The 24,864-nt window shown below is 36.9% G+C and carries 20 protein-coding genes and 3 pseudogenes; 16 read left to right on the forward strand and 7 right to left on the reverse strand.

Annotated elements, in window-relative coordinates:
• Positions 1-46: 46 nt before the first annotated feature.
• The 7 genes and pseudogenes from R7Q47_RS05300 (at position 47) to R7Q47_RS05330 (ending at position 7,482) form a co-directional block, all read left to right on the forward strand.
• Positions 47-1,684 carry a recombinase family protein gene (locus tag R7Q47_RS05300; protein ID WP_213901232.1) on the forward strand — a complete coding sequence of 546 codons (1,638 nt, stop codon included), beginning with the start codon at positions 47-49 and terminating at the stop codon, positions 1,682-1,684.
• A gap of 100 nt (positions 1,685-1,784) precedes the next feature.
• Positions 1,785-2,809 (forward strand): annotated as a pseudogene (locus R7Q47_RS05305) (IS630 family transposase).
• Between the two features lie 850 nt (positions 2,810-3,659).
• Positions 3,660-4,202, forward strand: coding sequence for a hypothetical protein (locus R7Q47_RS05310; RefSeq protein ID WP_014234480.1), 543 nt, complete (start codon positions 3,660-3,662; stop codon positions 4,200-4,202).
• The gene (locus R7Q47_RS05315; RefSeq protein WP_268208445.1) at positions 4,192-5,580 is read left to right on the forward strand and encodes a relaxase/mobilization nuclease domain-containing protein; all 1,389 of its coding nucleotides are present in this window, start codon (positions 4,192-4,194) and stop codon (positions 5,578-5,580) included. Before R7Q47_RS05310 ends, R7Q47_RS05315 begins: the two co-directional genes overlap by 11 nt.
• Before the next feature lie 371 nt (positions 5,581-5,951).
• Positions 5,952-6,719, forward strand: a complete 768-nt coding sequence (locus tag R7Q47_RS05320) for a hypothetical protein (RefSeq protein WP_140064756.1) — start codon at positions 5,952-5,954, stop codon at positions 6,717-6,719.
• A 156-nt stretch (positions 6,720-6,875) separates the two neighbouring features.
• Positions 6,876-7,073 carry a hypothetical protein gene (locus R7Q47_RS05325; RefSeq protein ID WP_065779155.1) on the forward strand — a complete coding sequence of 66 codons (198 nt, stop codon included), beginning with the start codon at positions 6,876-6,878 and terminating at the stop codon, positions 7,071-7,073.
• Positions 7,074-7,122: 49 nt separating this feature from the next.
• Positions 7,123-7,482, forward strand: a complete 360-nt coding sequence (locus tag R7Q47_RS05330; protein ID WP_029830526.1) for a transcriptional regulator — start codon at positions 7,123-7,125, stop codon at positions 7,480-7,482.
• Between the two features lie 366 nt (positions 7,483-7,848).
• Here the strand turns inward: R7Q47_RS05330 and R7Q47_RS05335 are convergent, their stop codons facing one another.
• Positions 7,849-9,063 (reverse strand): 4Fe-4S binding protein, encoded by a 1,215-nt coding sequence (locus R7Q47_RS05335; protein ID WP_029830527.1) that lies wholly within the window; start codon positions 9,061-9,063, stop codon positions 7,849-7,851.
• A 337-nt stretch (positions 9,064-9,400) separates the two neighbouring features.
• Positions 9,401-10,087 (reverse strand): Crp/Fnr family transcriptional regulator, encoded by a 687-nt coding sequence (locus tag R7Q47_RS05340; RefSeq protein WP_065779166.1) that lies wholly within the window; start codon positions 10,085-10,087, stop codon positions 9,401-9,403.
• 212 nt (positions 10,088-10,299) lie between these two features.
• Here R7Q47_RS05340 and R7Q47_RS05345 point away from each other — a divergent pair.
• From R7Q47_RS05345 to R7Q47_RS05355, 3 genes and pseudogenes are all read left to right on the forward strand, one after another.
• Positions 10,300-11,102, forward strand: a pseudogene (locus R7Q47_RS05345) (class I SAM-dependent methyltransferase).
• Positions 11,103-11,105: 3 nt separating this feature from the next.
• Positions 11,106-11,429: a cupin domain-containing protein gene (locus R7Q47_RS05350; protein WP_198107476.1), complete on the forward strand. Its 324-nt coding sequence runs from the start codon at positions 11,106-11,108 to the stop codon at positions 11,427-11,429.
• 52 nt (positions 11,430-11,481) lie between these two features.
• Positions 11,482-11,877 carry a nitrous oxide-stimulated promoter family protein gene (locus R7Q47_RS05355; protein ID WP_079852185.1) on the forward strand — a complete coding sequence of 132 codons (396 nt, stop codon included), beginning with the start codon at positions 11,482-11,484 and terminating at the stop codon, positions 11,875-11,877.
• Positions 11,878-11,948: 71 nt separating this feature from the next.
• Here R7Q47_RS05355 and azu read toward each other — a convergent pair whose 3' ends face one another.
• Together azu and norR are read right to left on the reverse strand one after the other, a co-directional pair.
• On the reverse strand, positions 11,949-12,401 hold the full coding sequence (gene azu, locus R7Q47_RS05360; RefSeq protein WP_000175463.1) for an azurin: 453 nt from the start codon (positions 12,399-12,401) through the stop codon (positions 11,949-11,951).
• Between the two features lie 145 nt (positions 12,402-12,546).
• Positions 12,547-14,082: a nitric oxide reductase transcriptional regulator NorR gene (norR, locus tag R7Q47_RS05365; protein WP_029830530.1), complete on the reverse strand. Its 1,536-nt coding sequence runs from the start codon at positions 14,080-14,082 to the stop codon at positions 12,547-12,549.
• A gap of 193 nt (positions 14,083-14,275) precedes the next feature.
• On the opposite strand from norR, the gene norV reads away from it, so the two are divergent.
• The 4 genes and pseudogenes from norV to R7Q47_RS05385 all read left to right on the forward strand — a co-directional run bounded on the left by norV (position 14,276) and on the right by R7Q47_RS05385 (position 18,547).
• Positions 14,276-15,766, forward strand: a complete 1,491-nt coding sequence (gene norV / locus R7Q47_RS05370) for an anaerobic nitric oxide reductase flavorubredoxin (RefSeq protein WP_006071637.1) — start codon at positions 14,276-14,278, stop codon at positions 15,764-15,766.
• A gap of 9 nt (positions 15,767-15,775) precedes the next feature.
• Positions 15,776-16,927, forward strand: a complete 1,152-nt coding sequence (gene norW / locus R7Q47_RS05375; RefSeq protein ID WP_029830532.1) for an NADH:flavorubredoxin reductase NorW — start codon at positions 15,776-15,778, stop codon at positions 16,925-16,927.
• A 27-nt stretch (positions 16,928-16,954) separates the two neighbouring features.
• Positions 16,955-17,296, forward strand: a pseudogene (locus R7Q47_RS05380) (DUF1971 domain-containing protein).
• Positions 17,297-17,380: 84 nt separating this feature from the next.
• Complete coding sequence (locus R7Q47_RS05385) at positions 17,381-18,547, forward strand: methyl-accepting chemotaxis protein (RefSeq protein ID WP_025612678.1); 1,167 nt, start codon at positions 17,381-17,383, stop codon at positions 18,545-18,547.
• 74 nt (positions 18,548-18,621) lie between these two features.
• On the opposite strand, the gene R7Q47_RS05390 is transcribed toward R7Q47_RS05385, so the two are convergent.
• Positions 18,622-19,692 carry an HPP family protein gene (locus R7Q47_RS05390; RefSeq protein WP_025612679.1) on the reverse strand — a complete coding sequence of 357 codons (1,071 nt, stop codon included), beginning with the start codon at positions 19,690-19,692 and terminating at the stop codon, positions 18,622-18,624.
• Between the two features lie 287 nt (positions 19,693-19,979).
• Here R7Q47_RS05390 and R7Q47_RS05395 point away from each other — a divergent pair, with 287 nt between their 5' ends.
• On the forward strand, positions 19,980-20,627 hold the full coding sequence (locus R7Q47_RS05395) for a hemerythrin domain-containing protein (protein WP_025612680.1): 648 nt from the start codon (positions 19,980-19,982) through the stop codon (positions 20,625-20,627).
• Between the two features lie 56 nt (positions 20,628-20,683).
• Here the strand turns inward: R7Q47_RS05395 and narL are convergent, their stop codons facing one another.
• Both narL and R7Q47_RS05405 read right to left on the reverse strand, forming a co-directional pair.
• Complete coding sequence (gene narL / locus R7Q47_RS05400; RefSeq protein ID WP_006071645.1) at positions 20,684-21,364, reverse strand: two-component system response regulator NarL; 681 nt, start codon at positions 21,362-21,364, stop codon at positions 20,684-20,686.
• 1 nt (position 21,365) lies between these two features.
• Positions 21,366-22,862, reverse strand: coding sequence for a histidine kinase (locus R7Q47_RS05405; protein ID WP_318088675.1), 1,497 nt, complete (start codon positions 22,860-22,862; stop codon positions 21,366-21,368).
• 544 nt (positions 22,863-23,406) lie between these two features.
• Here R7Q47_RS05405 and R7Q47_RS05410 point away from each other — a divergent pair.
• Positions 23,407-24,807 (forward strand): NarK family nitrate/nitrite MFS transporter, encoded by a 1,401-nt coding sequence (locus tag R7Q47_RS05410; protein WP_025796300.1) that lies wholly within the window; start codon positions 23,407-23,409, stop codon positions 24,805-24,807.
• Positions 24,808-24,864 lie beyond the last annotated feature (57 nt).

The following is a 24,864-nucleotide window of genomic DNA, read 5'->3' on the forward strand; positions in this document are numbered from 1 at the left end:
GTATGATAAGCTACATTTATGATTGTTTAAAATGTACTAGTTAAAAATGAAGAAATATCATCTATACCAACGTGTTAGCAAGCAGATTCAGGCAGAGGAAGGACTGGGCATACAAAGGCAAGAACAGGTTTGTGAGCATTGGATCTCTGAATACAACAAACGTCTCTTAGACGATGGTAAATCGGCATACTCAAAGGGATTAGTGTATGAAGACCATGGTAAAAGCGCTTACACAACCGCCAATTTTAAAAGAGGCGAACTCGGAACTTTGATGAAAGACATTGAAAGTGGCAAGATTGCAAAAGGCGATCTTATTGTAATTGAATTAATAGACAGGTTTAGTCGCGCTAATGTTGACTTTGTGAGGAAGAAATTTCAAAGCATTCTCGATGCTGGTGTTAAAGTCGCTATCACGAAATGGAATCTTGTATTTGAAGAAAATATGGAAGGTATATCTAGTGTATCAGCGAGACTACTACTTGAAATCGGAATGCACTTAGCATACCAAGAGTCTAGTCAGAAAAGTACAAGAATAAAAGCTAGTAGAAAATTGCTTGAACGTTCAGGAAAAAAGTCTATCGCTAAACCACCTTTCTGGTTAGTTAGGAACTTAGACTTGAGGTCTTATACAATAATTGAAGAAAATGCCGAAATTGTTAGGAAAATATTTGATTTAAAACTGAAATTTAATTATGGACCTCAAAAAATCATTAAGAGCCTTGGTGAATTGGAGATATACCGATACAAGTTTGATGATAATGGTAATCTAGTAAAAACAACTAAAAATAGTCCTCTATCTGAATCTTCTATCAATGCATATATAAGAAATCCAAACGTAATTGGAAAATTAGATGGTAAAGATTACTATCCTAGAATCATAGATGATAAAACATACTATGCAGTTCAAAAAAGAACGCGGGAAAATACTGGAGGTGCTAGTGATATATTTCGTAATGTTTTTGTCGGTGTAGGGAAGTGTGGTTGTTTAATTAGAAATGAAGATGAGAACGGCTATGTAAAATTTACTAAGTGTGGATATATAATGGCATACTCTAGCCGAAAGGTTAAGAATCCAACCAAAGGTCAGTATTTAAAGTGTAATAAGAAGAGGAAAAACACTAAATGTAAATCCGAAAATATAAATTATTATTTAGCTCAAAATAAAGTTTATAGTGTTCTTAAATCATTGAAATTTGATTTTTCGCAAAGTGTTGATATATCTCATTTAGAAGAAAAAATTAACATCCTTAATAAGGAAATGTCAAAGATACGTACATTTATGGCAAAATATACTGATGATGACGAATGGGAAAATCATTACAATGTTAAGAGAATGGAAAGAGAAAAAATTGAAAATGAAATCAAGAACAGTAAGTCATTGATTACAGGTAAAATTTCTAGCCTGGATCTTGATTTCTCAGCTGAAAAAGATAGAGTTTTATTTAATCAGTTTTTGAAAGATAATCGTGTAATAGTGTACTTCACAAAAGAGAATATGGAAATAATCATAGGCTCTTTAAACAACTTTTCGATAAAGTGTGGATATGATGATAGTAGCCGTGACATAGATCATATCATTGAATCTTATTCAAAAAATGGTTTAGTTGGAATAGAAGAAAAAGTTGGTAAATCAGAAGGTAAGGGATTACTTAGATTTAACCTACCCACTGTATCAGGATCGTAGGAGCATTCTAATATGTATAAGATACAAGACTGTTATACGATTATACCCGTGATCATTGAAGATGCTTGATTTTTTTAGAATCAGGATCATGCTACGAACCATGAAAATTACACTGACTCCTCAACAGAAACAACAACTCGAAGAGATGCACGATTCAACTCGTGATGGTCGAGTGCGTGACCGCATCAAAGTGGTTTTACTTGCGTCTGAAGGTTGGAGTCAGACCATGATTTCTCAAGCTCTTCGTATTCACGAATCGACCGTTGCTCGTCATCTCAGTGATTATGTTCTTTCTGAAAAACTTAAGCCTGAAAATGGTGGTAGCCAGAGCCGACTTTCTGCTGGGCAAACCATGCAACTTATCGAGCATCTGGCTGAAAATACGTACTTTCATACCCACCAAATTGTCGCTTATGTACAAGCTGAGTTCGGTATCCGTTAGTTGCTGGCATGAACAAGTGGTTACATCATCACGGCTTCTCATATAAGAAACCGAAAGGTGTACCGCACAAGTTTAATCCAGAGATGCAGCAAGCCTTTATCGAATACTACAACGAGACGCTAAAAAACAGCGAAGACCCTGTGTTATTCATGGATGCTGTTCATCCTACGCAGTCAACAAAACTCAGTTATGGCTGGATACGAAAAGGCCAAGACAAAGTGATTGAGACAACAGGCAGTCGAACACGTCTTAATATTATCGGTGCGTTACCGCTTCAAAATATTGGCGCAACGGTGACAGAAACGTATGACACGATAAACAGCGAGAGCATTGTTCGCTTCTTCTGGAAGCTCAAAAAGGAGCATTATCCGCTGGAGCAAAAAGTTCACCTAGTGCTTGATGGTGCCGCCTATCATCAGTCAGAGTTGGTGAAAAATGCGGCAAAATTGCTCAATATCGAGCTTCATTACTTACCGCCTTACAGTCCAAATTTAAATCCAATAGAGCGGCTTTGGAAAGTGATGAATGAGCATGTGAGGAATAATATTTACTTCGCATCCAAGCCTTAATTTACTTCAGCCATCAAAGAGTTTTTCGATGTGACGCTACCAGAAGTTGCAGGCACACTCGTATCCAGAATTACGGATAATTTTCAGATTTTGAAACCTGCATCTTTAAGTTGAACAGGTATAATTGCAAAAACAGTCATTAAACATAAATAGGTTGGTATTTAGATATCTGTGTCATTTCAGTATGATGTACATAACAGGAATGACACATGATCAAAGCCTATTGAGGCCAAATCGTGAGTGTTCACCAAGCCCTATTGACAACAAAAGTGCGACTTCGCGCAACTGCTCCGCCTTTGACTATTGAGTGATCGTTTTGGGTCTTCATTATGGGAGCATGACTAGAAAAAATCTTCCAAATACCAAGACTCACCACCTAAAGTCTATGATTTGAATGAGGTTAAGGTGCTTATTGATTAGCTGTGGGAACAATCTCTATTAATTGTTGTATGCTAAAATTGCATTGGATTTATATTTTAAATAAATTACCCATTAATTAATAGTAAGTAATATGTACTTAATCTTCAACTTATCATAATTACTGACTACTTATACTGTGAGAACAAGTTGTTATATGACTACTTAAGGTTTAAGATTATTAATTAATAGTCTACTTATTTAGAAAGTAACCTATTAATTAAAATTTTCAATGTTATTGATTTATATATGATTATTCAATTGTCCTAATTATTGGCCTTTGAGCTATGTCATTTGGATTAAATTTACTTCTATTAAAAGTGAAATATAAGTTGAAATTAATATTAATATAAAGCAATAATATAAAAAATGAAAATTTAAGCAAGCTATGTCTGTGAGTTCTATTTGTCCCAAATATCCTCATCAGACGATTTCCTCACAATTAGTTCGGTTGCACTAACACTCTTCGAGGTTAGCGCTATATTAAGCCATTATCGCTTCGCTCAAAAAAGTTGACATATAACAATTATAATAAGGAACACAAGCAATGAGTGATTACATAGATATATTCCATTCTGTAGATAAAAATGAACTTTTGAAAATAGAAAAAGCACTACAGTCTGCAAAGAAAGATAAAATTAAAAAAAGAAAGTCTGATGAAGACAAGTTGTCTAAATCAGTGAAAATAAACTTTACAGAAATTGAATATCAAACACAAATAGATAATAAGAAAAAATCAGGGTATAGCACTTTATCTGCTTATATGAGAGCTATATTAAATAGGACGATGGTGGTTAAACCAGTTGTACTTGAAGCTTCAAAAAGCTTTTTCCATAAAACATCGGGTATTTTTAAAGATATTAGCTCTATTGCTTCACACCTAGAAAATGGAAAACAGCTTGATAGACAAGAGGTAGAGCTAGTTTTCCAAGCATTTGAAGTATTAAAACGAGAATTCCAAGAAACCAGGCTCTTGTTAATAAATTGCTTTACTGAAGATACTGCGTATGAAATAGCAAAGGAGCATATTTCGATTGAAAAATTAGAAAGTTTGATACAAGAAAAAAAGAGAAAAAACTATGATATATGAAGAACCTGAACAAAAACAAAAAAAGCACAATAAGAAGACTGTACATATACTTGTTGATTATATAAAAGGTAACGATGAGCGTGTTGCGAAAAACCTAATTAACTATTCCGCTGGTACTAGCAAAGAGCGTGCTGCAATAACTGAGTTCATATACGCCAACAACATCATCCACATTCCTCATGAAGCTAGAACAGCGGCAGGGGAGTTATTAGACTTGTCAATGGCCATCACGGAAATGCATCAATCAATTGCTCTAAATCCCGCTGTAAAGCAACAGTTCAAGCACATGATAGTTTCTTTAGATACGAACGAACATTTGAGTAACACTCAATGGCAAAAGACTGTCAAGAGGCTTATGGATAAACTTGGATACGACAATTGTCGCTATATATCTTTCAAGCATAATGATACGGACGAAGAGCATGTACATATCGTGACTAGCACTATAGATATGATAACTCGAAAGAAAGTCTCTGACAGCTATAGCTATTATCTTGCACAAGAGGTAATGAGGGAACTTGAAATCGAGTTCGGCCTGCGGCAGTTAGTTTCGAGTATAGATATTTGCTATGACGATAGTTCAAGCATCAATAATGCAAGAGTTAAAACTAAAAAAGCGCAAGTTGCACGATTGATTTCGAGAGCGATTAACCGTCTTAATCATTGCTCAACGCTAGCGGAATTTGTCTTTGCGGTAGAGAAGCAACATCCAGAACTCACAGTCGAAGTACGAGAGAAGGACGGGAAAGTATCTAGCCTTATCTTTAAACTGAGCGACCACCGATTTTCTGCATCTCAGCTAGGTGGAAACCGCAAGTTTACCCTCGGTAAGCTTATAAAAAACGGAATACTATCAGCTGATTCACTCAATTTCGATCGTTTTAAAGAAGAAATTAATAAGTCAGCTTTGCTATCGCAAAGGCAGAAAAGAGAAGCGCATATAAGTTACGTAAAGCGTCAGTCTGACGATAACGGCTGGTTACTTGTTTTGTTCACTGCTAACAAAATTTACTTTAATAAACTGCAAGCGATTTTACAGAACGATCGATTCCATTTTCGCTCTAGAAGGTTTATACAAAGTGGAAATAAAATGTCTTGTGCGATCGCTATTCAGATCAATTTAGTACAACTTAGCGACGCATTCTCTGATGTTCTCCGCCAGTTGTTTATTGATTTGTTCTCTTCTATCAGAGATAACAGCAACGAGATTCAACACAAGTTAGCTATGCAAACATTCATCAACGATTTCAATTTAGAAGTGATCTCTTTAAAGGAACTTAAAAAATTTGAGTCACAGAAAGATTCTGAAACTTTTTGTACTGAAGAATTTATTGAGTGCAAATTTGAATGCAAAGGAGAAGCTATTGACATAGTGTAATATATTCATAATTAATTTTTTATCTGTAAGTTAGAAAAGGTTACTTCCAGAGGTGGTTATAAGTAGATGTTCGTTTTATATTAATTATCTTGGTCATTCAATGTAGATCTTTTATTATCTATAGATAATGATCTAGTCATTGTTTTTTAATATTTGCCTAAGGCTTGAAAACTCAATGATTCATCATGGTTAATAAATAATTTATCAAATCTTCCTGCCAATAATAATAAAATATTAGTTCCTTTGTATGAGATAGATCTTTAAGATCAATATCTTAAAATTATTTTTTTGAAAATATCAGTTTCTTTACTTATATTAATTTTACTGGTATCTTATATTAAAAGATAAAAATAAATGATAAGGTTTTAATCATGGCTAATAACGCAGATGCAATTAATATGGCAGTAGATAAAGAAAGATATAACAAAAATAATGATGGTATGTATTATACTCCGTATCGACATAGAAAAGGTATGACTCTTTATCTTCGATTAAATATAAAGATAAATAATGAAGATTCTAGAAATAGATCTCCAATGACAATGGTGATTAATGTTGCTCAAAAACGTATTGATGAGTACCCCAAGTATACATTTGAAGAATTTGTAAGTAACAATGCTTCTGAATGTGTGAAGTCGGGGGAGTTCGAGATTACTCGAGGTGCATATGAGAAATTTTTAGCTAAGCATAAATACTATTACGGAATATATCAAAAAACAAAAGTGAATGAATGCCGTGGTTACTTCGAGATTGACAGGGCGGGAATTAAGAAAGAGGCGGCAAAGATATCAAAGCCAGTTCATGACGTCGCAGATATGGCTGAAAAGCTTGCTTTAGATGGTCTTTTGACTGCTGTAGAAGCACAAGATCTGTATCAGTCAATGTACAGAATTAAACAAGTATTAGACGCATACGTTATGCCTGATATTCTTTTTCAGAATATGCTTTTCTATGATAAAAAATTAACTGATAAAATTAAGACTTACAATCATTTATCTAACTTCAAAATTTCAAGTAAAGCAAATGCTGATCGTTTTGTTAAACACATGAGCAAAATAGACGGTTTTGAAACTGGTAATAGAGTTAAAAAGTTAAGCACTGAAAGAAAGGTATTAGAGTCTTTGTGTTCCACTCTTTAATAAACCTCATTGATATCTGCCAGATCAAAGATCTGGCTTTTTACATTTTATGCGAATGTACATTTTGACATCTAGTGAATGAATAGGATTGTTTTTCACAAAATGATGAATTAATATTAACTCATACTCTTCTGTCAACATGTAATAGGGATGATTATGAAGGATGATATTCATGAGCAGCTTGGCGTCAATAAGTCATTTCTTAACGAAACATTTGCAATGATCCGCATATCTAAAAACGGCGAAGTTTGGGTGCAATATCAAGATAAGATGGATATACCATCAAACACTAAAGCAGTAAATATTGCAGCTGATGTCATTAAGCTTATTGCTAGTCATCAAAGTAGTGAGTAATAATAGTGAGATTTAAAGACAATTAATATATTATAAACATGGATAGACTATGAAAGCTAGTATCGGGATCGCCTCGGAAGAACTCGTTCGGAAGTATATCCTGGATATTTCAGGTGGTAAAATTAAACATGTCGAAGGTATGCCCAATATCTGGTTTACATCGTTAACAGAGCTGTCTCAGGTGTTAACTAACGATAATATTAAACTCCTAAACATGTTATCTCATGAGAGATCAAACAGTGTAGTGAAGCTAGCAGAGATAACAGATCGTAGTGTCGAAGAGCTTTCGATTTCTATTGAGAGCCTCATATCTAAAGGTTTTGTTCGTATTGATAGATGTGGATACGAAGATCGTCTTACTTCAACTTATACATCTTTTGAAATCTTCATAGGCTATTTTAATTTTTAAAACCAAGCAGTCTTCCTTATGCAGATATTCGTTATCGAAACAATCAATGATCAACCGAAAAAATATAATTTCTTATTCTAGAAATCGCCGATTACATGATTTTATGTTGAGTTTATTAGGGGGCCTAATTTCTTTTTCTAAGAGTTATAAAATCCATTCATAAACATCATGGATACTGAGAAGTAAGGGCTGATGGCGATGGCTTAAACCGATCTCAAGTATTAGTGCTAATACGACCATGCAGTTGTCAAAGCTACGAGTTCATGGTGCCAACTTTAAACGAAATGACTACTTGGTGCATGACTATACGTTGTGGCGATAAACACTCAAGTAAAACTAAAAGGTACTATTTAAAAATGATGGAAACTAATAGCTAATGTAGTCCATCATTTGAATAAGATACATTCGTATTTCATTGTCTGTTTGGCTATGCCAATAACCAAGCGTCAACGCTACTAACGGAACTCCAAACATTATCAATAGAATCATAATGAGTAGATGTTTAGCTGAAAGCTGCCAATTATTGCGAGTTTTAAAACCAAGTGAATCCTTTTTAGGACATGCAGCAACACAACGTAAGCAAGCTTGGCATTCATCAGTTCGAATTTGTGTCGCGGTATGAATAACAATGTTTGAGGGACATGCGCGTGAGCATTTATCACAATTTAGATCGTCGCGTTCATTTAAGCAATGATGAGCATCTCGACGAATTTTGAAAGGGCTGAACACACTTACTATCCCTAATAGTGCGCCATAAGGACAAAAGTAGCGACAAAAAGAACGTTGTCTCCATGCTGCCATTAATAACATTACCGCTAATATGGAAAGCGTAATTACTCCTGGTTCAACAAATACCCAGGCCGTTTTGACATCCGCAATTTTATGATAATTTCCGTTAAGATAGTAAGGGATATTCGCAATAGGCATTCCCAACGAAATAAAAATAAAGAATGCCAATAAGACATATTTCATCATGCGAAGTGGCCAGTCGAGCCAAGTTGGTGCCAAATAAGCTTTTCTTATCACCTTCAAACGAAAGTTATATATGTATTCTCCTGCCAGACCTAAAGGGCATACCCAGCCACAGAATGCGCGTTTACAAGTAATTGCAGTGAGCAGAACAGTCACAAGCATTACGGCTCCCGCAGGATGAGTTTGATCCCAAAATCCGAGAGTGAAAATGGCTTTGAGCTGAATTGCAGCAGCAATAGGTAAGAAAGCGTCAGTTACATCAGGTCGCATGAAGCTCGGTGATATTTGGTGAACAAGCAGCCAAGTATGAGCAGTGTATTGAATAGCAACTAAAAATAGCGTAAGGGCCATTGCGTGCTGGCAATACTTTCTTAATACGTTAGTTCTCGCATTCCCATCTAAAAATTTTGGTTGCAGTTTTGACAGTACAGAAATTACAACTAAACAGAGGAATAATGCAATTAGCGATGACAAGTTTAGATTGCAAATGAGTGCAACAAAAAAAATGCAACTGGTCGTCATTGCACCGAATTTTCTTCCACTGGTATACAACAAGCAAACGCTATAAATCAACGCTAGTATCAGGGTGAAAGATTCTATAAAAGTCATATCGTTACCATCAGTTAGGAATTGACATTATAAGATGGCAGCCACGGTAAATCTGTTGATAAGGATAGTAATTCAACTTACTTTGATTTCGGATAATTTTTGCACAAAAAGTATGTACCTACTTAGAGTTAATTTAGAGGTATTTATGCATTAGCATGAATTTTATCTTTCTAGATTACTGGCAGAGAAGACTGATCATGAAGATCGATAGAAAATGGGTAGTGGGCTAGTGTCAGTTTAAAAAGTGGTCGGCTAGTACGTAAAATTGATTTAAATCAATTTATGTGCTGTTTGATGTTATTACCAAGTATTTATATCTGATATTAGTAGTTTAGAGTTACTCATCAATTACATAAAAAATATCGGAGGTTAATTCGACACTCTCACACATTGCTTCGATATCTAGTAATCGAATTTGATTGCCATTTTCTGTAATGAAACCTTCCGCTTTGAGCTTCTTGAAAGCTCTAGATAGCGTTTCAGGGGTCATGCCCAATTGGGAGGCAAGTAATCGTTTGTTTGTTGGAAGCGTGATCTTCTGGTCATTTTTATTTTTAGTCCGATAAACATCCGCGAGCTTCATCACTAGCCTTTGGTTTGCATTTACTTGTGTGAGAATGTTAACTGTGTCCATTAGTTGATGTATGCGATTGGTCATATAATTCATGACTTTTATTGATGTTTCAGGCGATTGTGTAAATGCCTCGAGAACATCTTGATAGTGAAACACAGACAATTCCGTTTCTTGTTCCACTCGAGCACTCATAGGGTAAGTTCTCGGCGACATAAACATCGCCATCTCCGCGATAAATTCTCCCGCAGTAAAAACTCTAAACAATTTTTCATCGCCATTCGGCATCAATCGAAACAGAGAAACTTTGCCTTTCTCTACGTGATACATATGCAGTGCAGATTCGCCATGAGTAAAAAGCAGTTGGCCTGCCATATAACGCTTGAGTTTTCGCTTGGTAAGCAACTGAGCTTTTTCTTGAGCATTGAGAAGAGACAGAATCGAATTGGGCAATTTGCGTACCTTAGGCTTGATAATTGTCAAGCAAGTCATTTTGAGTAGGCTGCTAAAGTATAAATAAGAATCATTATTGATTTCAATGCCAATATCGTTTGTGTCCTCAAGGAGCAAATTATGAAAAACATCAGTTACGGATTCCGATGGATCGCATTAGTCGGAATGGTTGTCTTTTTTACCCCTGTCATGCTATTTACTTAGGAGCTACTATGTCTGAAAAACTCGCGATGCCTAACGCTGACCGTGAATTAGAAAAAACGCCTGGCCACTGGGTGCTTGCTCAACTTGGTAAGAAAGTTCTTCGCCCAGGAGGGCGGGAGCTTACAAATAGAATGCTCAATGCCTTATCCATCTCATCTCAAGACAGCGTGGTTGAATTTGCACCAGGTATGGGTTACACCGCACGTGAATGCTTAAAAAATCACCAGCGCACTATACGGCGATTGAACAAAACGAACAAGCGGCTGAAATAGTTCGGTCTTATCTAAATGGTCAAAACCAAACCTGCCAAATCGGCAACGCACAAGAAACAAAGTTGTTTTCGGACGTTGCTACGGTTGTATACGGTGAAGCGATGCTAACGATGCAATCGGACTTGCGTAAAAATGAAATTGTTTCTGAAGCGGCTAGGATTTTACAAAGTACTGGACGTTACGGTATCCATGAATTGTGCATTACTCCTGATAATATTGATGAAAACACCAAACGTAAGATCCAAAAAGCAGTTTCTCAAACAATTCAACATCCCGCAAAACCAATCACGCCGTCAGAATGGAAAACCTTGTTAGAAGGCAATGGCTTTGTTGTCGAATTCGAGGCGCTCGCGCCTATGCATTTGTTAGAACCAAAGCGGGTTATTGCAGATGAAGGGATTCTAGGTTTTATTAAAATTCTGAAGAATGTGCTGACCAAACCACAAGCCCGAAAGCGAGTTCTGGGCATGAGAAAAGTCTTCAAAGAACACAGTAACCACCTTTCTGCGATTGTACTTGTGGCGAAAAAGAGGAAGTAAATGATGTTCGAATATACTCTATATGAAGACTTAGCAAGTGAAGTTGATATTCCCAATGCAGGTATTACTAGTCGCCCTGTGTACAAAGGTGAACGTATGAGAGCGGTGATGTTTGGTTTTGCTCAAGGAGAAGAAATGACCGAACATACGGCTTCGGTACCTGCGATTGCACAAATCTTAGAAGGGGAGTGCATTTTCACTTTAGAGAATGAAACTAAGTCGCTTAAAGCAGGAGCATGGTTGCTAATGGATGCTCATTTGCCTCATAGTGTCGTCGCACAAACGCCTCTAAAGCTGATGTTTTATCTCCTGCGTGATGCGACGTAATTTAACAATGTTTTCTTGATTCGTATTCAAAAATGATTTTTAGGTAATCGGTATGTCTTCAAAATTGTTAGTCGGTGCCTTAGCTACTGAATTCAAAACGGTTTCTTCAATGATAGATGTTTATTGTCAAGCTCATCACAAGACAATAGAGACCTGTGATCATTGTAAAACCTTAAAAGAATATGCTGAAATACGATTAGACCGTTGCCCTTATGGAAACAGTAAACCAACTTGCAACAAGTGTCCGATACATTGTTATAAGAAAACTGAAAAAGAGCAGATGCGCTTAGTTATGCGCTATTCAGGTCCTCGGATGTTATTGACACACCCTATTCTGGCAGTACGACACCTTATACATGAAAGAAAATCCGTCCCAGACAAGATTATTGCAAAGAACTCAAATCGACATAAAAGATTGGCTAGGACGGGTGATGAACGCAACGTGTGAGAGGCAAGGTTCAATAGGACCAGCAAGGAGATTTTTCTCCTTGCCTAAATGAAATGATTTAACTTGTCTATTTAATTAAACTCAAATGTCCCTTTCATAATCGCCCAATGTCCAGGGAACGAACAAAAGAATGAGTAATCTCCCCCAGCGACTAGGTTTGCCGTATTGAACGTGATAGTTGTGCTTTCTCCGCCTCCAACAACTTTTGTATGTGCATAAACTCGAGAATCATCAGGTTTTACATAATCGTTTTCAATTCCCGCAGACATTCCCTCGGTGGCAACCGTTTGAAGGTTGGCTGTGTCGGTAATCACGACATTATGACCCATTGATTGAGCTGGTAATTTTCCTGTATGGTTGAGGGTTAGGGTGACATCAGCACAAGTTGCAGGAACCGCTAAACTTTGTTTTGAAAATTGCATCATGTCATTAGCTTCAATAGTGAGTTCACATTCAGAGTTTGCATATGAGCTGGTGCTGATAGCTGTAAGAAAAAAAGCAAACGATAATGTACGTAGTGTCATTTATATTCTCCGTTTGAGGGGGCGTTAATGCATGAAATTAGATTCATGATAAACAACATTTTTCATTTTCACCAAGTTAAACATGAAAGTGTTTGAGTAATATCTCATTCGTATCATGAATTGATAATTCAAATATGCATTTTAATCATTGCTTGATCTCTAAACGTTTCGCTAAACGATGTAGATTTCCACTATCAAGCTTTAATTGGCGAGCCGTTGCTGCCCAGTTTCCTTGGTTTTGATTGAGAGTATGAAGAATCGTTTTTTTCTGATACCTATCCGTTGCTTCTTTAAGCCCCACGATAGGTTCACTAATCGACGAAATATCGGGTGTGTTGATTCCATCTGAACTTGCAGATGGTGATGTCTCGATATCAAAGTCTGACACCATCAATTCGATGTCCGCTGAGTGTGTGCGAGCTTTGGACAATACACCTGCACGTTTGATCATATGCTCCAGCTCTCGCACGTTCCCTGGCCATGAGTATTGTTTGAGTGCTTGGATAAGAGCGGGCGAAAAACGAATACTATTAAGCCCCAATTTACTTCGTAGCTGTTCTGCGAAAAAACCAGCTAACAATATTACGTCCTCCTCGCGTTCACGCAGTGGCGGAACGCGAATAGGAAAGACGCTTAAACGATGATATAAATCAGCTCTAAAACGTCCTGTTGTGACTTCTTCATGCAAAATTCGGTTGGTGGCTGCCACAATACGCGTATTGACACGGATATGTCGGTCATCCCCGACGCGTTGAATGTCCCCATACTGCAAAGCTCGCAACAGCTTTGCTTGTAATTCAAGTGACAACTCACCAACCTCATCTAAAAATAAAGTACCACCGTCGGCCTGCTCGAATTTACCTTTGCGGTTACTTATCGCTCCAGTGAACGCTCCTTTTATATGCCCAAACAATTCACTCTCTGCTACAGATTCAGGTAACGCTGCACAATTTAGGTAGACCAATGTTTTATCTGCGCGATTAGAACGATGATGAATGGCGTTGGCAACCAACTCTTTTCCAACCCCAGTTTCGCCCATGACCAATACGGACAGTTCAGTATCGGCGACCGCATTAATTTGTTGTTGCAATGACTTCATTTCTGGCGATTCGCCAATAATGTCGTCATTCAATGCCCGTTTTTCAGTAAACGATTCTCTCGGCAAGCTGGTCTGTGTTTCCAATTGTTCTAGAAGCAATGCGGTATGAAGTCCGCCAGCGGCCAACGCACTGATAAAACGTAGCTCATGATTTAGAAGTGAATCAAACTGGAAGGGATCAAAAGCATCAATGGTGATTGCGCCAATGAGATGATCGTCTATTAACAAGGGCAACCCGATGCATGAATGGATGTGTAATTTGTCATCATGGTTCGGGATCAAGCCGTCGTAGGGGTCGGGTAAGTTACTATCCGATGGAAAACGCACAATATCACCCGCGCGGGCAATCGCTTCTAATCTTGGATGTTCATTGATAGAGAAACGGCGACCCAATACTTCTTTTGCTAAACCGTTGATGGCTAGCGGTTTAAAGTGTTGATCTTCATAAAGAAGCAGAGCAGACGAATCGCACTTTAAGACTTCTCGTATTGTGGTGAGCAAGGTGTCAAAGCGAGCTTGTCGAGTAAGAGCTGAATTCAGATCTTGTGTAATGTGAAGCCATTGGGCGATTAATGAAGTCATATTTAATACCTGCATTTGTCAATATGACAATTCTAGCGTCATAATGACAGTGGTCAACAATGTCATTATGACACCTTTGTGAGGGGTTTTTCTATAAATATATGATAATAAAGAAAATATATTTTTGGCATGCCTTGTGCTTTAACGAGTGTATCAGAGATAAATTAACTTAAATCCACGTTAAGGTAAGACAATGACAATTCATGTTAAAAACAATATTCACTGGGTAGGTCAACGCGATTGGGAAGTGCAAGATTTTCATGGTACAGAATACAAAATGACTAAAGGTACAAGCTACAACAGTTACCTCATTCGAGAAGAAAAAACGGTATTGATTGATACTGTTGATCATCGATTCAGCCATCAGTTTCTTCAAAATCTTGAGATGGAAATTGATCTTAAGTCCATTGATTTTATCGTTGTAAACCATGCGGAAGAAGATCACTCAGGTGCCTTATCTGCATTAATGGAGAAAATTCCTAACACCCCCATTTATTGTACCGAAGCCGCGATAGATTCAATTGTTGGACATCACCATCATCCTGAGTGGAATTTCAAAACGGTAAAAACGGGTGACAGCATTGATATTGGTAACGGAAAACAGCTTGTCTTTGTTGAAGCGCCAATGCTTCACTGGCCAGACAGTATGATGACTTATCTAACGGGTGACGCGGTATTATTTAGTAATGATGCATTTGGCCAACATTATTGTGATGAACGATTATTCAATGATGAAGTTGATCAAAATGAGTTGATGGATCAGTGCTTACGTTATTACTCCAATATCTTGACGCCGTTTAGCAGTCTAGTAACGGCAAAGATTAAAGAGGTGCTCAGTTTTAATCTGCCTGTCGATATGATTGCTACATCACATGGTATTGTGTGGAGAGATAACCCTGCTCAAATTATTGAGCAGTATTTGGAATGGGCGGATGACTATCAAGAAGATCGCATAACGATTTTCTACGATTCGATGTCGAATAATACGCGAATGATGGCGGATGCGATCGCGCAGGGTATTCATGATGTTGATCCTGGCGTTGCCGTTAAGGTCTTTAACGTCTCTAAGCATGATAAGAATGAAATTCTCGCGAACGTATTCCGCTCTAAAGGTATTTTGGTTGGATCTTCAACCATGAACAACGTCATGATGCCAAAAGTGGCAGGTATGCTAGAGGAAATCACGGGGCTTCGTTTTAAAGCGAAAAAAGCAGCTGCCTTCGGTAGTTATGGTTGGAATGGTGGCGCGGTTGATCGTATTCATGCGCGATTAACCGATGCAGGATTCGAAACGGCCATAAGTTTGAAAACCAAATGGCGACCAGATGGAAAAGCAATGCGCGAATGTCGTGAACATGGTCAGGCGATTGCTAAATTATGGGCTAACAACTCGCTATCAAGATCTACAAAAGTACATTCGACAGCTCTCGAACCAGCATCTCAGGCTCCTCAAGTGAATCCGCGAAACGTCGAAGAAGTTCAGCTTGGTGTCCAACAGGAACAGCCACACCCTGAAGGTTGTCAGTGCATGATATGTACTGTATGTAACTGGGTATATGATCCTTCACAGGGTGAGCCAAACCAAGGCATTGAACCTGGAACAGTATGGTCTGACATACCCGATTACTTCTTATGCCCAGAATGTCACTTAGGCAAAGATGTCTTTGTAGAACATAAAGCGTAAGGAGGCAGTATGCAGACACCTATAGTGATCATTGGTAGTGGCTTTGCTGCTTACCAGTTAATTAAAACAGTGCGTCGTATGGACGCACATATTCCAATTCAGGTTTTTACTGCTGAAGATGGTGCCGAGTACAACAAGCCAGATTTGAGTCATGTTTTTAGTCGAAAACAAACAGCCTCGGATTTAGTTGTCAAATCTGGCGACATGTTTGCAAAAGAACATAACATCGACTTGTTTGCAAACACCAAGGTTGAAAAGGTAGATATTTACACGCAGCAGGTGACAGCAAATGGGCAAGTTTACCCCTATGGAAAACTGGTGTTTGCTACAGGAGCAAAAGCATTTGTTCCACCAATGAATGGTGATGGAGTAGGAGGCGTATTGACGTTGAACTCGCTACAAGAATATCAGGCGGCTGAAACACAAATTAGCCGAGCAAAGCGGGTTTTGATCATCGGTGGCGGGCTAATTGGTGTTGAAATTGCAATGGATCTTGCAACCTGTGGTAAAAACGTAACCGTTATTGAGCCAAATATTCGCTTATTGGCAAACTTAATCCCTGAGTTCATTGCTTTGCCAATTGAAAGACAGCTTAAGCAGCAAGGTATCCAACTGGGATTAGAAACTAGCGTAGTCGCAATAGACCGTTCAGAAAGTGGATTAACGGCAACATTACGCTGTGGGCGCACAGTTGAAACCGATATCGTGATTTCAGCGGCTGGCTTATGTGCCAATACACAGTTGGCTAAAGAAGCGGCTATTAGAGTTAACAAAGGAATTGTCGTCGATAGTCGTTTGCAGACTTCAACTCGTAATGTTTTTGCGTTGGGAGATTGCGCAGAAATCCAAGATCGAATGATGCCATACCTACAACCTATTGTGTTAGGCGCCAACGTACTAGCCAAACAACTATTGGGGCAAGACGCCCAGTTAGTGTTACCTCCCATGATGGTCAAGGTCAAAACGCCTAGTTACCCAATCCAACTAGCAGGAACAGTAAATGAGGTTGATCATTGGGAAGTAAATATTTCTGTTTCTGGTGTTGTGGCGAAAGCGAAAGATGACAACGACCATCTCGTCGGTTTTGTCGTTACAAACGAACAAATAGAGCAGGCATTCCCACTGCTTCGTGAGCTATCACAGATATCTAGACAATCGTAACATCGAATTTAAACAAAAGAGGACATTATGTCACATTTGCGTATACCAAAAGAGTGGACGATTCAACGCTCAACACCTTTCTTCACATAAGACAACGTGCCGAGTGCTTTACTTTCTCACCATAACACGGCGGAAGATGTTTTCGGTCAATTGTGTGTTATGGAGGGGCAAGTGACTTACTATGGCTTTGCCGATGCGAATGCCACGGAACCTGAGATGGTTGTTGTTATTAATGCAGGTCAATTTGCGACAAGTCCACCGCAATATTGGCATCGTATTGAGTTGAGTGATGATGCCCAATTCAATATTAATTTTTGGTCCAATTCAACTAAAACCAATCAGCCAATGTATCAGTCTCAATCTAAATAGTTTTATCTATGTATCTTGGGGCAAAATTAGTTGCCTCAATGCTAATTAAATATCTATGATTAGTCTTGAAAATAAGGAAAATTGATGTATTCACTATTTATTCGTATGCGATTTGTGCATTGGTTAGGTGTTGTTATTCTTGTGATGAATGCATTATTTTTTACCGAAAATATGATTTCTCAGATACTTCAAGGCATCGTTGTTATTTTTTTAATTATACACGATATAGATGAAAAAATTTGGGGTGTTGATTCTCTAAAAAATGTCACCATGTATATGAGAAACTTTGAAAGGAAAGATTTATCAACACCTTGCAACATTAACAGCCAATACAACAGTGAAATTACCAATGTGTTGAATGTAATCAACACATTCAGATTCAATGTTAAGGTGGCGCTTGAAGAAATTCAGCAACAAGCGATTGCATCAGATGAGATTTCTACGCAATTGAAATATAAATCGACAAATATCTCGGAGCGAATTTTAAGGCAGGATGCTAGTGTTAGTTCACTAAATGAACAGCTTGAAGAGCTTGATAACACTTCAATCGCTCTTAAAGTGAAGGCCGAAGAAACTCAGATTCAAGTAAAGAGTACACACGCGAAGCTTGAGAATTCTGTTGGGATGATGGACAACCTTGTCCAAGGTCTCGATCAATACTTAGAAAGTAACCACCAGTTACAGAAGAGTTTCAATAAGCTTTCCGCGCAAACACTATCGATAGAAAATGTCGTTTCAGTTGTTGCAAAATTAGCGGACCAAACTAATTTACTAGCATTGAATGCCGCAATTGAAGCGGCCCGCGCTGGAAATCAAGGTCGAGGTTTTGCGGTTGTAGCAGATGAAGTCAGAAGATTGGCGCAATCCACGCAAGAGAGCTTGCATGAAATTAACTCGATAGTTTCTGAGATATCAACGACTGTAAAAATGGCTGGGGCGCAAATGTCGTCGCAAACATCGACGATAACTCTTCTATCTGAAAATACGATTAAAAGCCAAACTGAAATTCGCAACGCTAATGAAAGCATAGGGTCTGTACTGTCATTTATTGAACATAATGAAAGCGAACATGAAGTTAACATTCATACGATCAGTCAACTAGTTTGTGAAGCAAATTCCAAAGTTGATGAGTTGAAGCAATTGTCTAGTTCGAACGCTATTGACTGTGAGGCCCTTATAAAACAGGGTATTAATTTAACAAAGGTAACAGAAAATGTTGTTGAAAAACTGAGTATGTTCAAAACTGCTTGAATGAAATTGGTTGGTTGTAAATTATTAAAACCAACCAACCATTTCAAAGGGAATAAATCTATCAACCGTTTAGTTTATTGTTTTAAGTTGTACAAGAATTCGATTAGATCTGACTGTGTGACCATTCCGATTAATTGGTTATGGTCATTTGTAATCGGTATATGGTGAAACCCCGAGGTCAAATATGGAATAAGACGAGCGACATGTTGATCTTCATGCATAGAAATCGGATTTCTTTTCATATATTGGCCAATAGTGTTCGACGTCTTTTTCTTTGCCAAGAGGTATAAACCTACGAATGAATTTATTTTTCTTTTTTCGACATAAAGTAAAAAATCGACTAATGAAAAAATACCTACAATTTCTTTATCGGAGTTTATAATAGGAATTGCACTAAATTTATTTTTTTGAAGTGTGTTTAGACCTTCGTAGACTGAATCATTTTCTGTGAGTGCTAGAATGTTTTCTGTCATTACATGTTTGCAGGTCAGTTTTTGACTTTTGTGCTCTAAAGCGAGCAGGTGGGTTTGTTTAAAAATTTCGTCGAGCGTTTTTTCATCAATGTCTAACCATTCATTTCTTGTTTCCAAAACTTCATGTAATTCATCAAAGTAAAGTGATGACTTTTCATGTGCAGATTTTGAGTTCATTGATGGTTTTTCAGTCGTGTTCGAAGATCTCATAGTGATCCATCTACGATACACAATACCAGATAAGGCTAGGGGAAGTACGTTCAATAAAACGGGATCGAGTAAGAAATAGGCATCTGGTTGAGATGTATTACTCAACACAGGGACAAGCGCAGTTGCTACGCCTGGTGGATGAACACATTTTAGTACAATCATAATGATTATAGTGCTGGTTATCGTTAGTGTTATCAAGACTATGACATCATCGAATGCCGTCGATAAACCAATACCTACCAACGCCGCCGTAACATGTCCACCGAGCAAGGGCCATGTTTTTCCCATTGGACTGCTAGGGATCACAAAAATGATCGTGACGGAAGCCCCTATTGATGCAATCAACAAAGGGGTTGCGGAAGTGGTATGCCCGTAGTTTGCAAGTACCGCAATGATAGCTGATGTAAGGAATACAGGTATTGCAATGAATGAAAGATTGAATAAGCGGTCAAAATGAGACATAGGAATCAAAGTAAAAGTGAAAAACGGAATTTTATGCGATCATTAAATGTTGATAAAGCGTTTAAATTTTTATGGATATAATTAAAACGAACATGATTTGTCTAATCTTTATATAAATAGGCTTGATTTATAAATACCATTATCGTATGTCGCGTATAAATATGAAATGTTATTTTTCATTATTGTTGTAATCATTTAGGGGTAAATTTAATTGAATAATATATTAAGACTAATAGGTTAGATAGTTCTAGAGTAGAATAAAAGTGTTATGAAAGAGGATAATTGATATGAACATAAATAATATTTCCCTATGTGACATTATAAAAAACGTTCCAGGTTCAATAAATGTATTAAAATCGTACAACATTAATGTATATATAAACCTAAGGAAAACATTAAATGAAGTTTTAGTTATCGATGATATTTTCAAATATTCTAATATGATTGATGAATTAAACGAACTGAGTCGGGATAACAAAGAGTTGCTGAAATTTTGTGATATACCTCATCAAGAGTTGATAAAATATATCATTGCTAACTTTCACATAAAACACAGAGATCAATTGAATCGGGCGATAGAGTTAGCGAAACGTGTTGAAACTGTACACTATGACCACCCTAAATGCCCTCTTGGTTTGAGTGAATGCTTAGAAGGGATTGAGAACGATCTATGCAGTCATATGGAGAAAGAAGAACAAATCTTGTTTCCAATGATCAGTCAAGGGATCTATCCTGATGGGCCTATTTTCGTCATGGAGAAAGACCATGATGACCATATCCAGGCATTGAGTGAATTAATGACCTTGGTGAACTACTTGGAAGTTCATGAAGATGCATGTCAGTCATGGAAAAAATTATATTTATTATTAGAGCAATTTGAAAGTGACATCCTCACGCACATTGCTTTAGAGAACAATATTTTATTTAAAAATTAATGTACAGTGAAGAATGAATTTCTGCTTAATCGATGTGTTTAGGCAGAAATATCTAATTATTCGAACCTAATTTTTTCTTGATGTACCCAAACTGCTGCTTCAACTCGAGAGCGTAATTGTAGTTTTTTCAAGATGCTTTTTACATGAACTTTTACTGTGCTTTCGGAGATGAAAAGTTTATTAGCAATCATTTTGTTTGATAAACCAATAGCAATGTTTTTCAGAATCTCCTGTTCCCGAGTGCTAAGAACATCTATGGATACATTGGTTAGTTTTTCCTGTTTCTTTTCTCTTAGATTTCCTACTAAAATTGATGTTAATTCGGGGCTAATGACTGTTTTTCCTAAACATGCATTTTCAATAGAGGCTAGTAATTCTTCTGGTTCCATATCTTTTAAAAGATATCCGTCTGCACCTAATTTAATCGCCTTAGACACGTCTTCATCGTAATTTGAAACGGTAAAAATAATAATTTTGCTTGAGATGTGTTTATCTCGTAGTAATTTTAACGTTTTCAATCCATCTAACTCTGGCATATTGATATCTAATAGGATTAAGTCTGGTTCGTAGTCAATAGCATAATCCACCCCTTGAAGCCCATTACTTGCTTCTGCAACGACGGTTAGATGTTTTCTGGTATTGAGTAATTGCTTAATACCATTTCTCAACATTGGGTGATCGTCGATTAAAAGTATTGTGGATGCTTCAGCATTGGTAAATGTATGTTCTTTAATCATATTATACTCGTGAATATATAGGAAAAGTTAGGTAGAATTCAGTCCCTTTGCCAGGAGAGGAGATGATATCCCATTTTCCTGATAGAGACTGTGCTCTGTCACCAATAATTTTTAGACCATAACGAGAGTTTTCTTGTGAAGTAGAGAATCCACAACCATCGTCGAGAATAACTAAGGAGATATCATTATCTTTCATTGATAAATCTAGCGTTACATCGGAAGCTTGTGCATGCTTATAAATATTATTTAATAGCTCACGAATTATTTGTATTAAATGTATTGAATGATGAATGGATATTTTATTAGCTGGAATTTCATAACTAAAATTTATTTTGGTGCCAATTTTTTTGTTATATTCCTTAACCGTGTTTTCCAGCGCAGGTAAAAAACCTAGCCCATCTAACCTCAAGCGAAAGGTTGTCAAAAGCTCTCTAAGTTGACAATAAGCAACATTTACTTCTTCTCGCATTTCACCAATAATAGATATCTGTTCTTCGTCTAAGTTAGATAAATCCATTTGTAAAATACTCAATTTAATCTTGAGACAAGACAGGGACTGAGCGATTGAATCATGCAGTTCTCGTGCAATTGTATTTCTTTCTTTTAATATTAATAACTGCTGATCCTGCTGAACCTTATAGAAAACGGAAAGAGATTGTGTTAATAGTTCTGAAAATGCAATTATTAATTGCTCATTTTCTACATTTATACAGGATTTTATATTGTTTGATATGACGATTTTTCCATAGTCATGATTAGAGTCCTTTAGTTTTATAGTGATCTCTGATAGGTTTTCTATGAAAGTCTTTTCATTATCAAAGCAGAGGTTGCAGCTGAGGTTTTTGCAAAAATCAGGTCTGCTTATTGAACCAAAATCAAATATTTGAGTATTATCACTTTCTTGATAATCATTAATTAATATTTTAACTTTATGTATACCAGTTAATTCAATTAACTCTTGAGTTAATGGTGCCAACATATCGCAACTATACTGTTCATTATTAAACTTTTTACATGCTCGATATAGAAAGTCTAAGTATTTATTTTTTCTATTCAAATCCTCTGTCTTATGATATACAACATTCTCTAAATTTATATATGTTTCTTTTATACTTTCTGACATTAAATTAATAGAATCGCCCAATTCATTCATTTCATCTTTATGTTTCTGTACGATAAACTTCTTACTAAAGTCTCCAGATTTAATCGATCTTGATATATCAAGTATTGACATCCATGGCTTAAATAGCCTTGAGTATAAGTTTCCAATAGAATATATTCCAAATATTATTATCATAATAGAAAATGCTTTTTGGATGTTTTCTAGAGATTTAATATTGTTCTCGGTATTACGTTCTACTTTATAGATCAGATTATCTATTATTTTCACAAACTCGTCAGAGTTTGATCTTATTGATTCATAGTTTTGATTTTCTATATTTTCCTGAAAGAAAGCTACTAAATTTCCATGCTGATCGCTTAAACCACTTTTGATCATGTACTCTATTATGTTTGGATTATTCAGCTTTTTATTGATTCTAATTATATTTTCTGACGTAATACTTTTATCTGTAGACAAAATAGATTTATAGATGAGCATTCTTATCGAGCCAATTTGATTAACAATGTGCGTTCGACCTTGAATATTGTCTACCGTTATGAGTGAAATAAACATACCAGATAAAGATATGCTACAAAGTATTAATATAAAGAATGAAATTTTTTTTGTTATGGATATATTGAAAAAATTCATTATCTCATCTAATGAGCTAGTTTTCCGTATCCAATAACATACCGCTTTTTTATGATACAAGACATACTACCATTGGGTTACTACCTAATAGTTTCCTAAACCACCTGTTTATGGAATTTTTATTTTTTTTAATTATATCAATCGCTTATAAAATTAGGCTGTAACTATAATGAGCAGTATCACTTAACGGGAAGGTTTTGTTAGGAATATGTCTTTGATCTAAATCAACAAATTTACTACGTGATTATCACTAAATGTACTGGTTTTTCCAATAACAATGGTGTGAATCATGTCAATAAATATAGATACAAAGGACATGGAGTCGTCTGGTCGAGTAAGTGCGCATTCGATTAAACAATGGTTTCCTGAGGATAGACAGTTTTGGTTATCTCAAGGGCAATACATTGCAAAGCGAAACTTATGGATTTCGATTCCCTGCCTACTATTGTCTTTTTGTGTTTGGATGATCTTTAGTGCAGTTGCAGTAAATTTGCCTAAAGTCGGCTTTTCATTTAGTACCGAGCAACTTTTTTTGTTAACCGCATTGCCCTCAGTATCAGGTGCGATTGGTCGTATTCCTTATTCGTTCACAATTTCAATATTTGGCGGTAGACGTTGGACTGCATTCAGTACATTGATGCTTGTTGTACCAATGGTTTGGCTAGGAATCGCCATCAGTAATCCTCACACTCCATACTCCACATTCGTCATGATTGCGCTGCTATGTGGACTAGGTGGTGCAAATTTTGCCTCAAGTATGGCAAATATCAGTTTCTTTTATCCAAAGGAAATGCAGGGGAGTGCGCTTGGCTTAAATGGTGGACTTGGCAATCTCGGTGTCAGCATAATGCAGTTGGTGGTTCCTATTGCTATTTCCGTTCAATGGTTTACTTCGCAATCTGAAGGGCCACATCTACAAAACGCCGCATGGATTTGGGTGCCGTTAATTTTACTCTTTAGCCTTATTTCCTGGTTTGGAATGAACGATATAGAAAATGCAAAAGCCTCGTTCAAAGAGCAGGTCAAAGTACTTAAACAAGGACACTTATGGTTAATGAGTTTATTATATCTTTCCGCGTTTGGTTCTTTTATCGGTTTCTCTGCTGGTTTTGCAATGTTGTCTCAAACGCAATTTCCAGAAGTTGACGTTTTGAAATTTGCGTTTATAGGTCCACTCATTGGTGCTCTTATGCGACCTGTTGGTGGAGCATGGTCAGATAAATTTGGTGGTATAAAAGTAACGTTTTTAAACTTCGTACTTATGGCGTTATTAACCGTTCTTATCTTCTTTACTATTCCATCGGAAAGTACATCAGGTAGTTTTGTTCTCTTCCTTATCATTTTTATGGGATTATTTGCCTGCTCGGGTATTGGTAGTGGATCAACATTTCAAATGATAGCAGTTTTATTCCGCCGTATTGTTTCGCAACAAGCGAGAATGGCAGGATTGGATGAGGAGACTATCACGCGTAAGTCAGGAACGGATACAGCAGCAGCATTAGGATTTATATCTGCCATTGGCGCGTTTGGTGGTTTCTTTATTCCGCAGGCATTTGGTTTATCGCTCTCTCTTACAGGCTCAGCCTCAAGTGCTTTAATACTATTCCTATTTTTCTATGTCGTTTGCTCAATCATTACGTGGTTCGTTTATGGACGAAATATAGAGAATGGTTACGCAACAAAAAAATAAGTCACATATTTAATTCGAATTTTTTATCGTAGATATTAACTTAAGTTATCAATTAAA

The sequence above is a fragment of the Vibrio sp. Vb0349 genome, assembly GCF_033338975.1.

Coding starts and splice junctions, on each gene's coding strand:
- R7Q47_RS05300 (WP_213901232.1), top strand. CDS start 47: ATGAAGAAATATCATCTATACCAACGTGTTAGCAAGCAGATTCAGGCA.
- R7Q47_RS05310 (WP_014234480.1), top strand. CDS start 3,660: ATGAGTGATTACATAGATATATTCCATTCTGTAGATAAAAATGAACTT.
- R7Q47_RS05315 (WP_268208445.1), top strand. CDS start 4,192: ATGATATATGAAGAACCTGAACAAAAACAAAAAAAGCACAATAAGAAG.
- R7Q47_RS05320 (WP_140064756.1), top strand. CDS start 5,952: ATGGCTAATAACGCAGATGCAATTAATATGGCAGTAGATAAAGAAAGA.
- R7Q47_RS05325 (WP_065779155.1), top strand. CDS start 6,876: ATGAAGGATGATATTCATGAGCAGCTTGGCGTCAATAAGTCATTTCTT.
- R7Q47_RS05330 (WP_029830526.1), top strand. CDS start 7,123: ATGAAAGCTAGTATCGGGATCGCCTCGGAAGAACTCGTTCGGAAGTAT.
- R7Q47_RS05335 (WP_029830527.1), bottom strand. CDS start 9,063: ATGACTTTTATAGAATCTTTCACCCTGATACTAGCGTTGATTTATAGC.
- R7Q47_RS05350 (WP_198107476.1), top strand. CDS start 11,106: ATGTTCGAATATACTCTATATGAAGACTTAGCAAGTGAAGTTGATATT.
- R7Q47_RS05355 (WP_079852185.1), top strand. CDS start 11,482: ATGTCTTCAAAATTGTTAGTCGGTGCCTTAGCTACTGAATTCAAAACG.
- azu (WP_000175463.1), bottom strand. CDS start 12,401: ATGACACTACGTACATTATCGTTTGCTTTTTTTCTTACAGCTATCAGC.
- norR (WP_029830530.1), bottom strand. CDS start 14,082: ATGACTTCATTAATCGCCCAATGGCTTCACATTACACAAGATCTGAAT.
- norV (WP_006071637.1), top strand. CDS start 14,276: ATGACAATTCATGTTAAAAACAATATTCACTGGGTAGGTCAACGCGAT.
- norW (WP_029830532.1), top strand. CDS start 15,776: ATGCAGACACCTATAGTGATCATTGGTAGTGGCTTTGCTGCTTACCAG.
- R7Q47_RS05385 (WP_025612678.1), top strand. CDS start 17,381: ATGTATTCACTATTTATTCGTATGCGATTTGTGCATTGGTTAGGTGTT.
- R7Q47_RS05390 (WP_025612679.1), bottom strand. CDS start 19,692: ATGTCTCATTTTGACCGCTTATTCAATCTTTCATTCATTGCAATACCT.
- R7Q47_RS05395 (WP_025612680.1), top strand. CDS start 19,980: ATGAACATAAATAATATTTCCCTATGTGACATTATAAAAAACGTTCCA.
- narL (WP_006071645.1), bottom strand. CDS start 21,364: ATGATTAAAGAACATACATTTACCAATGCTGAAGCATCCACAATACTT.
- R7Q47_RS05405 (WP_318088675.1), bottom strand. CDS start 22,862: ATGATCAAAAGTGGTTTAAGCGATCAGCATGGAAATTTAGTAGCTTTC.
- R7Q47_RS05410 (WP_025796300.1), top strand. CDS start 23,407: ATGTCAATAAATATAGATACAAAGGACATGGAGTCGTCTGGTCGAGTA.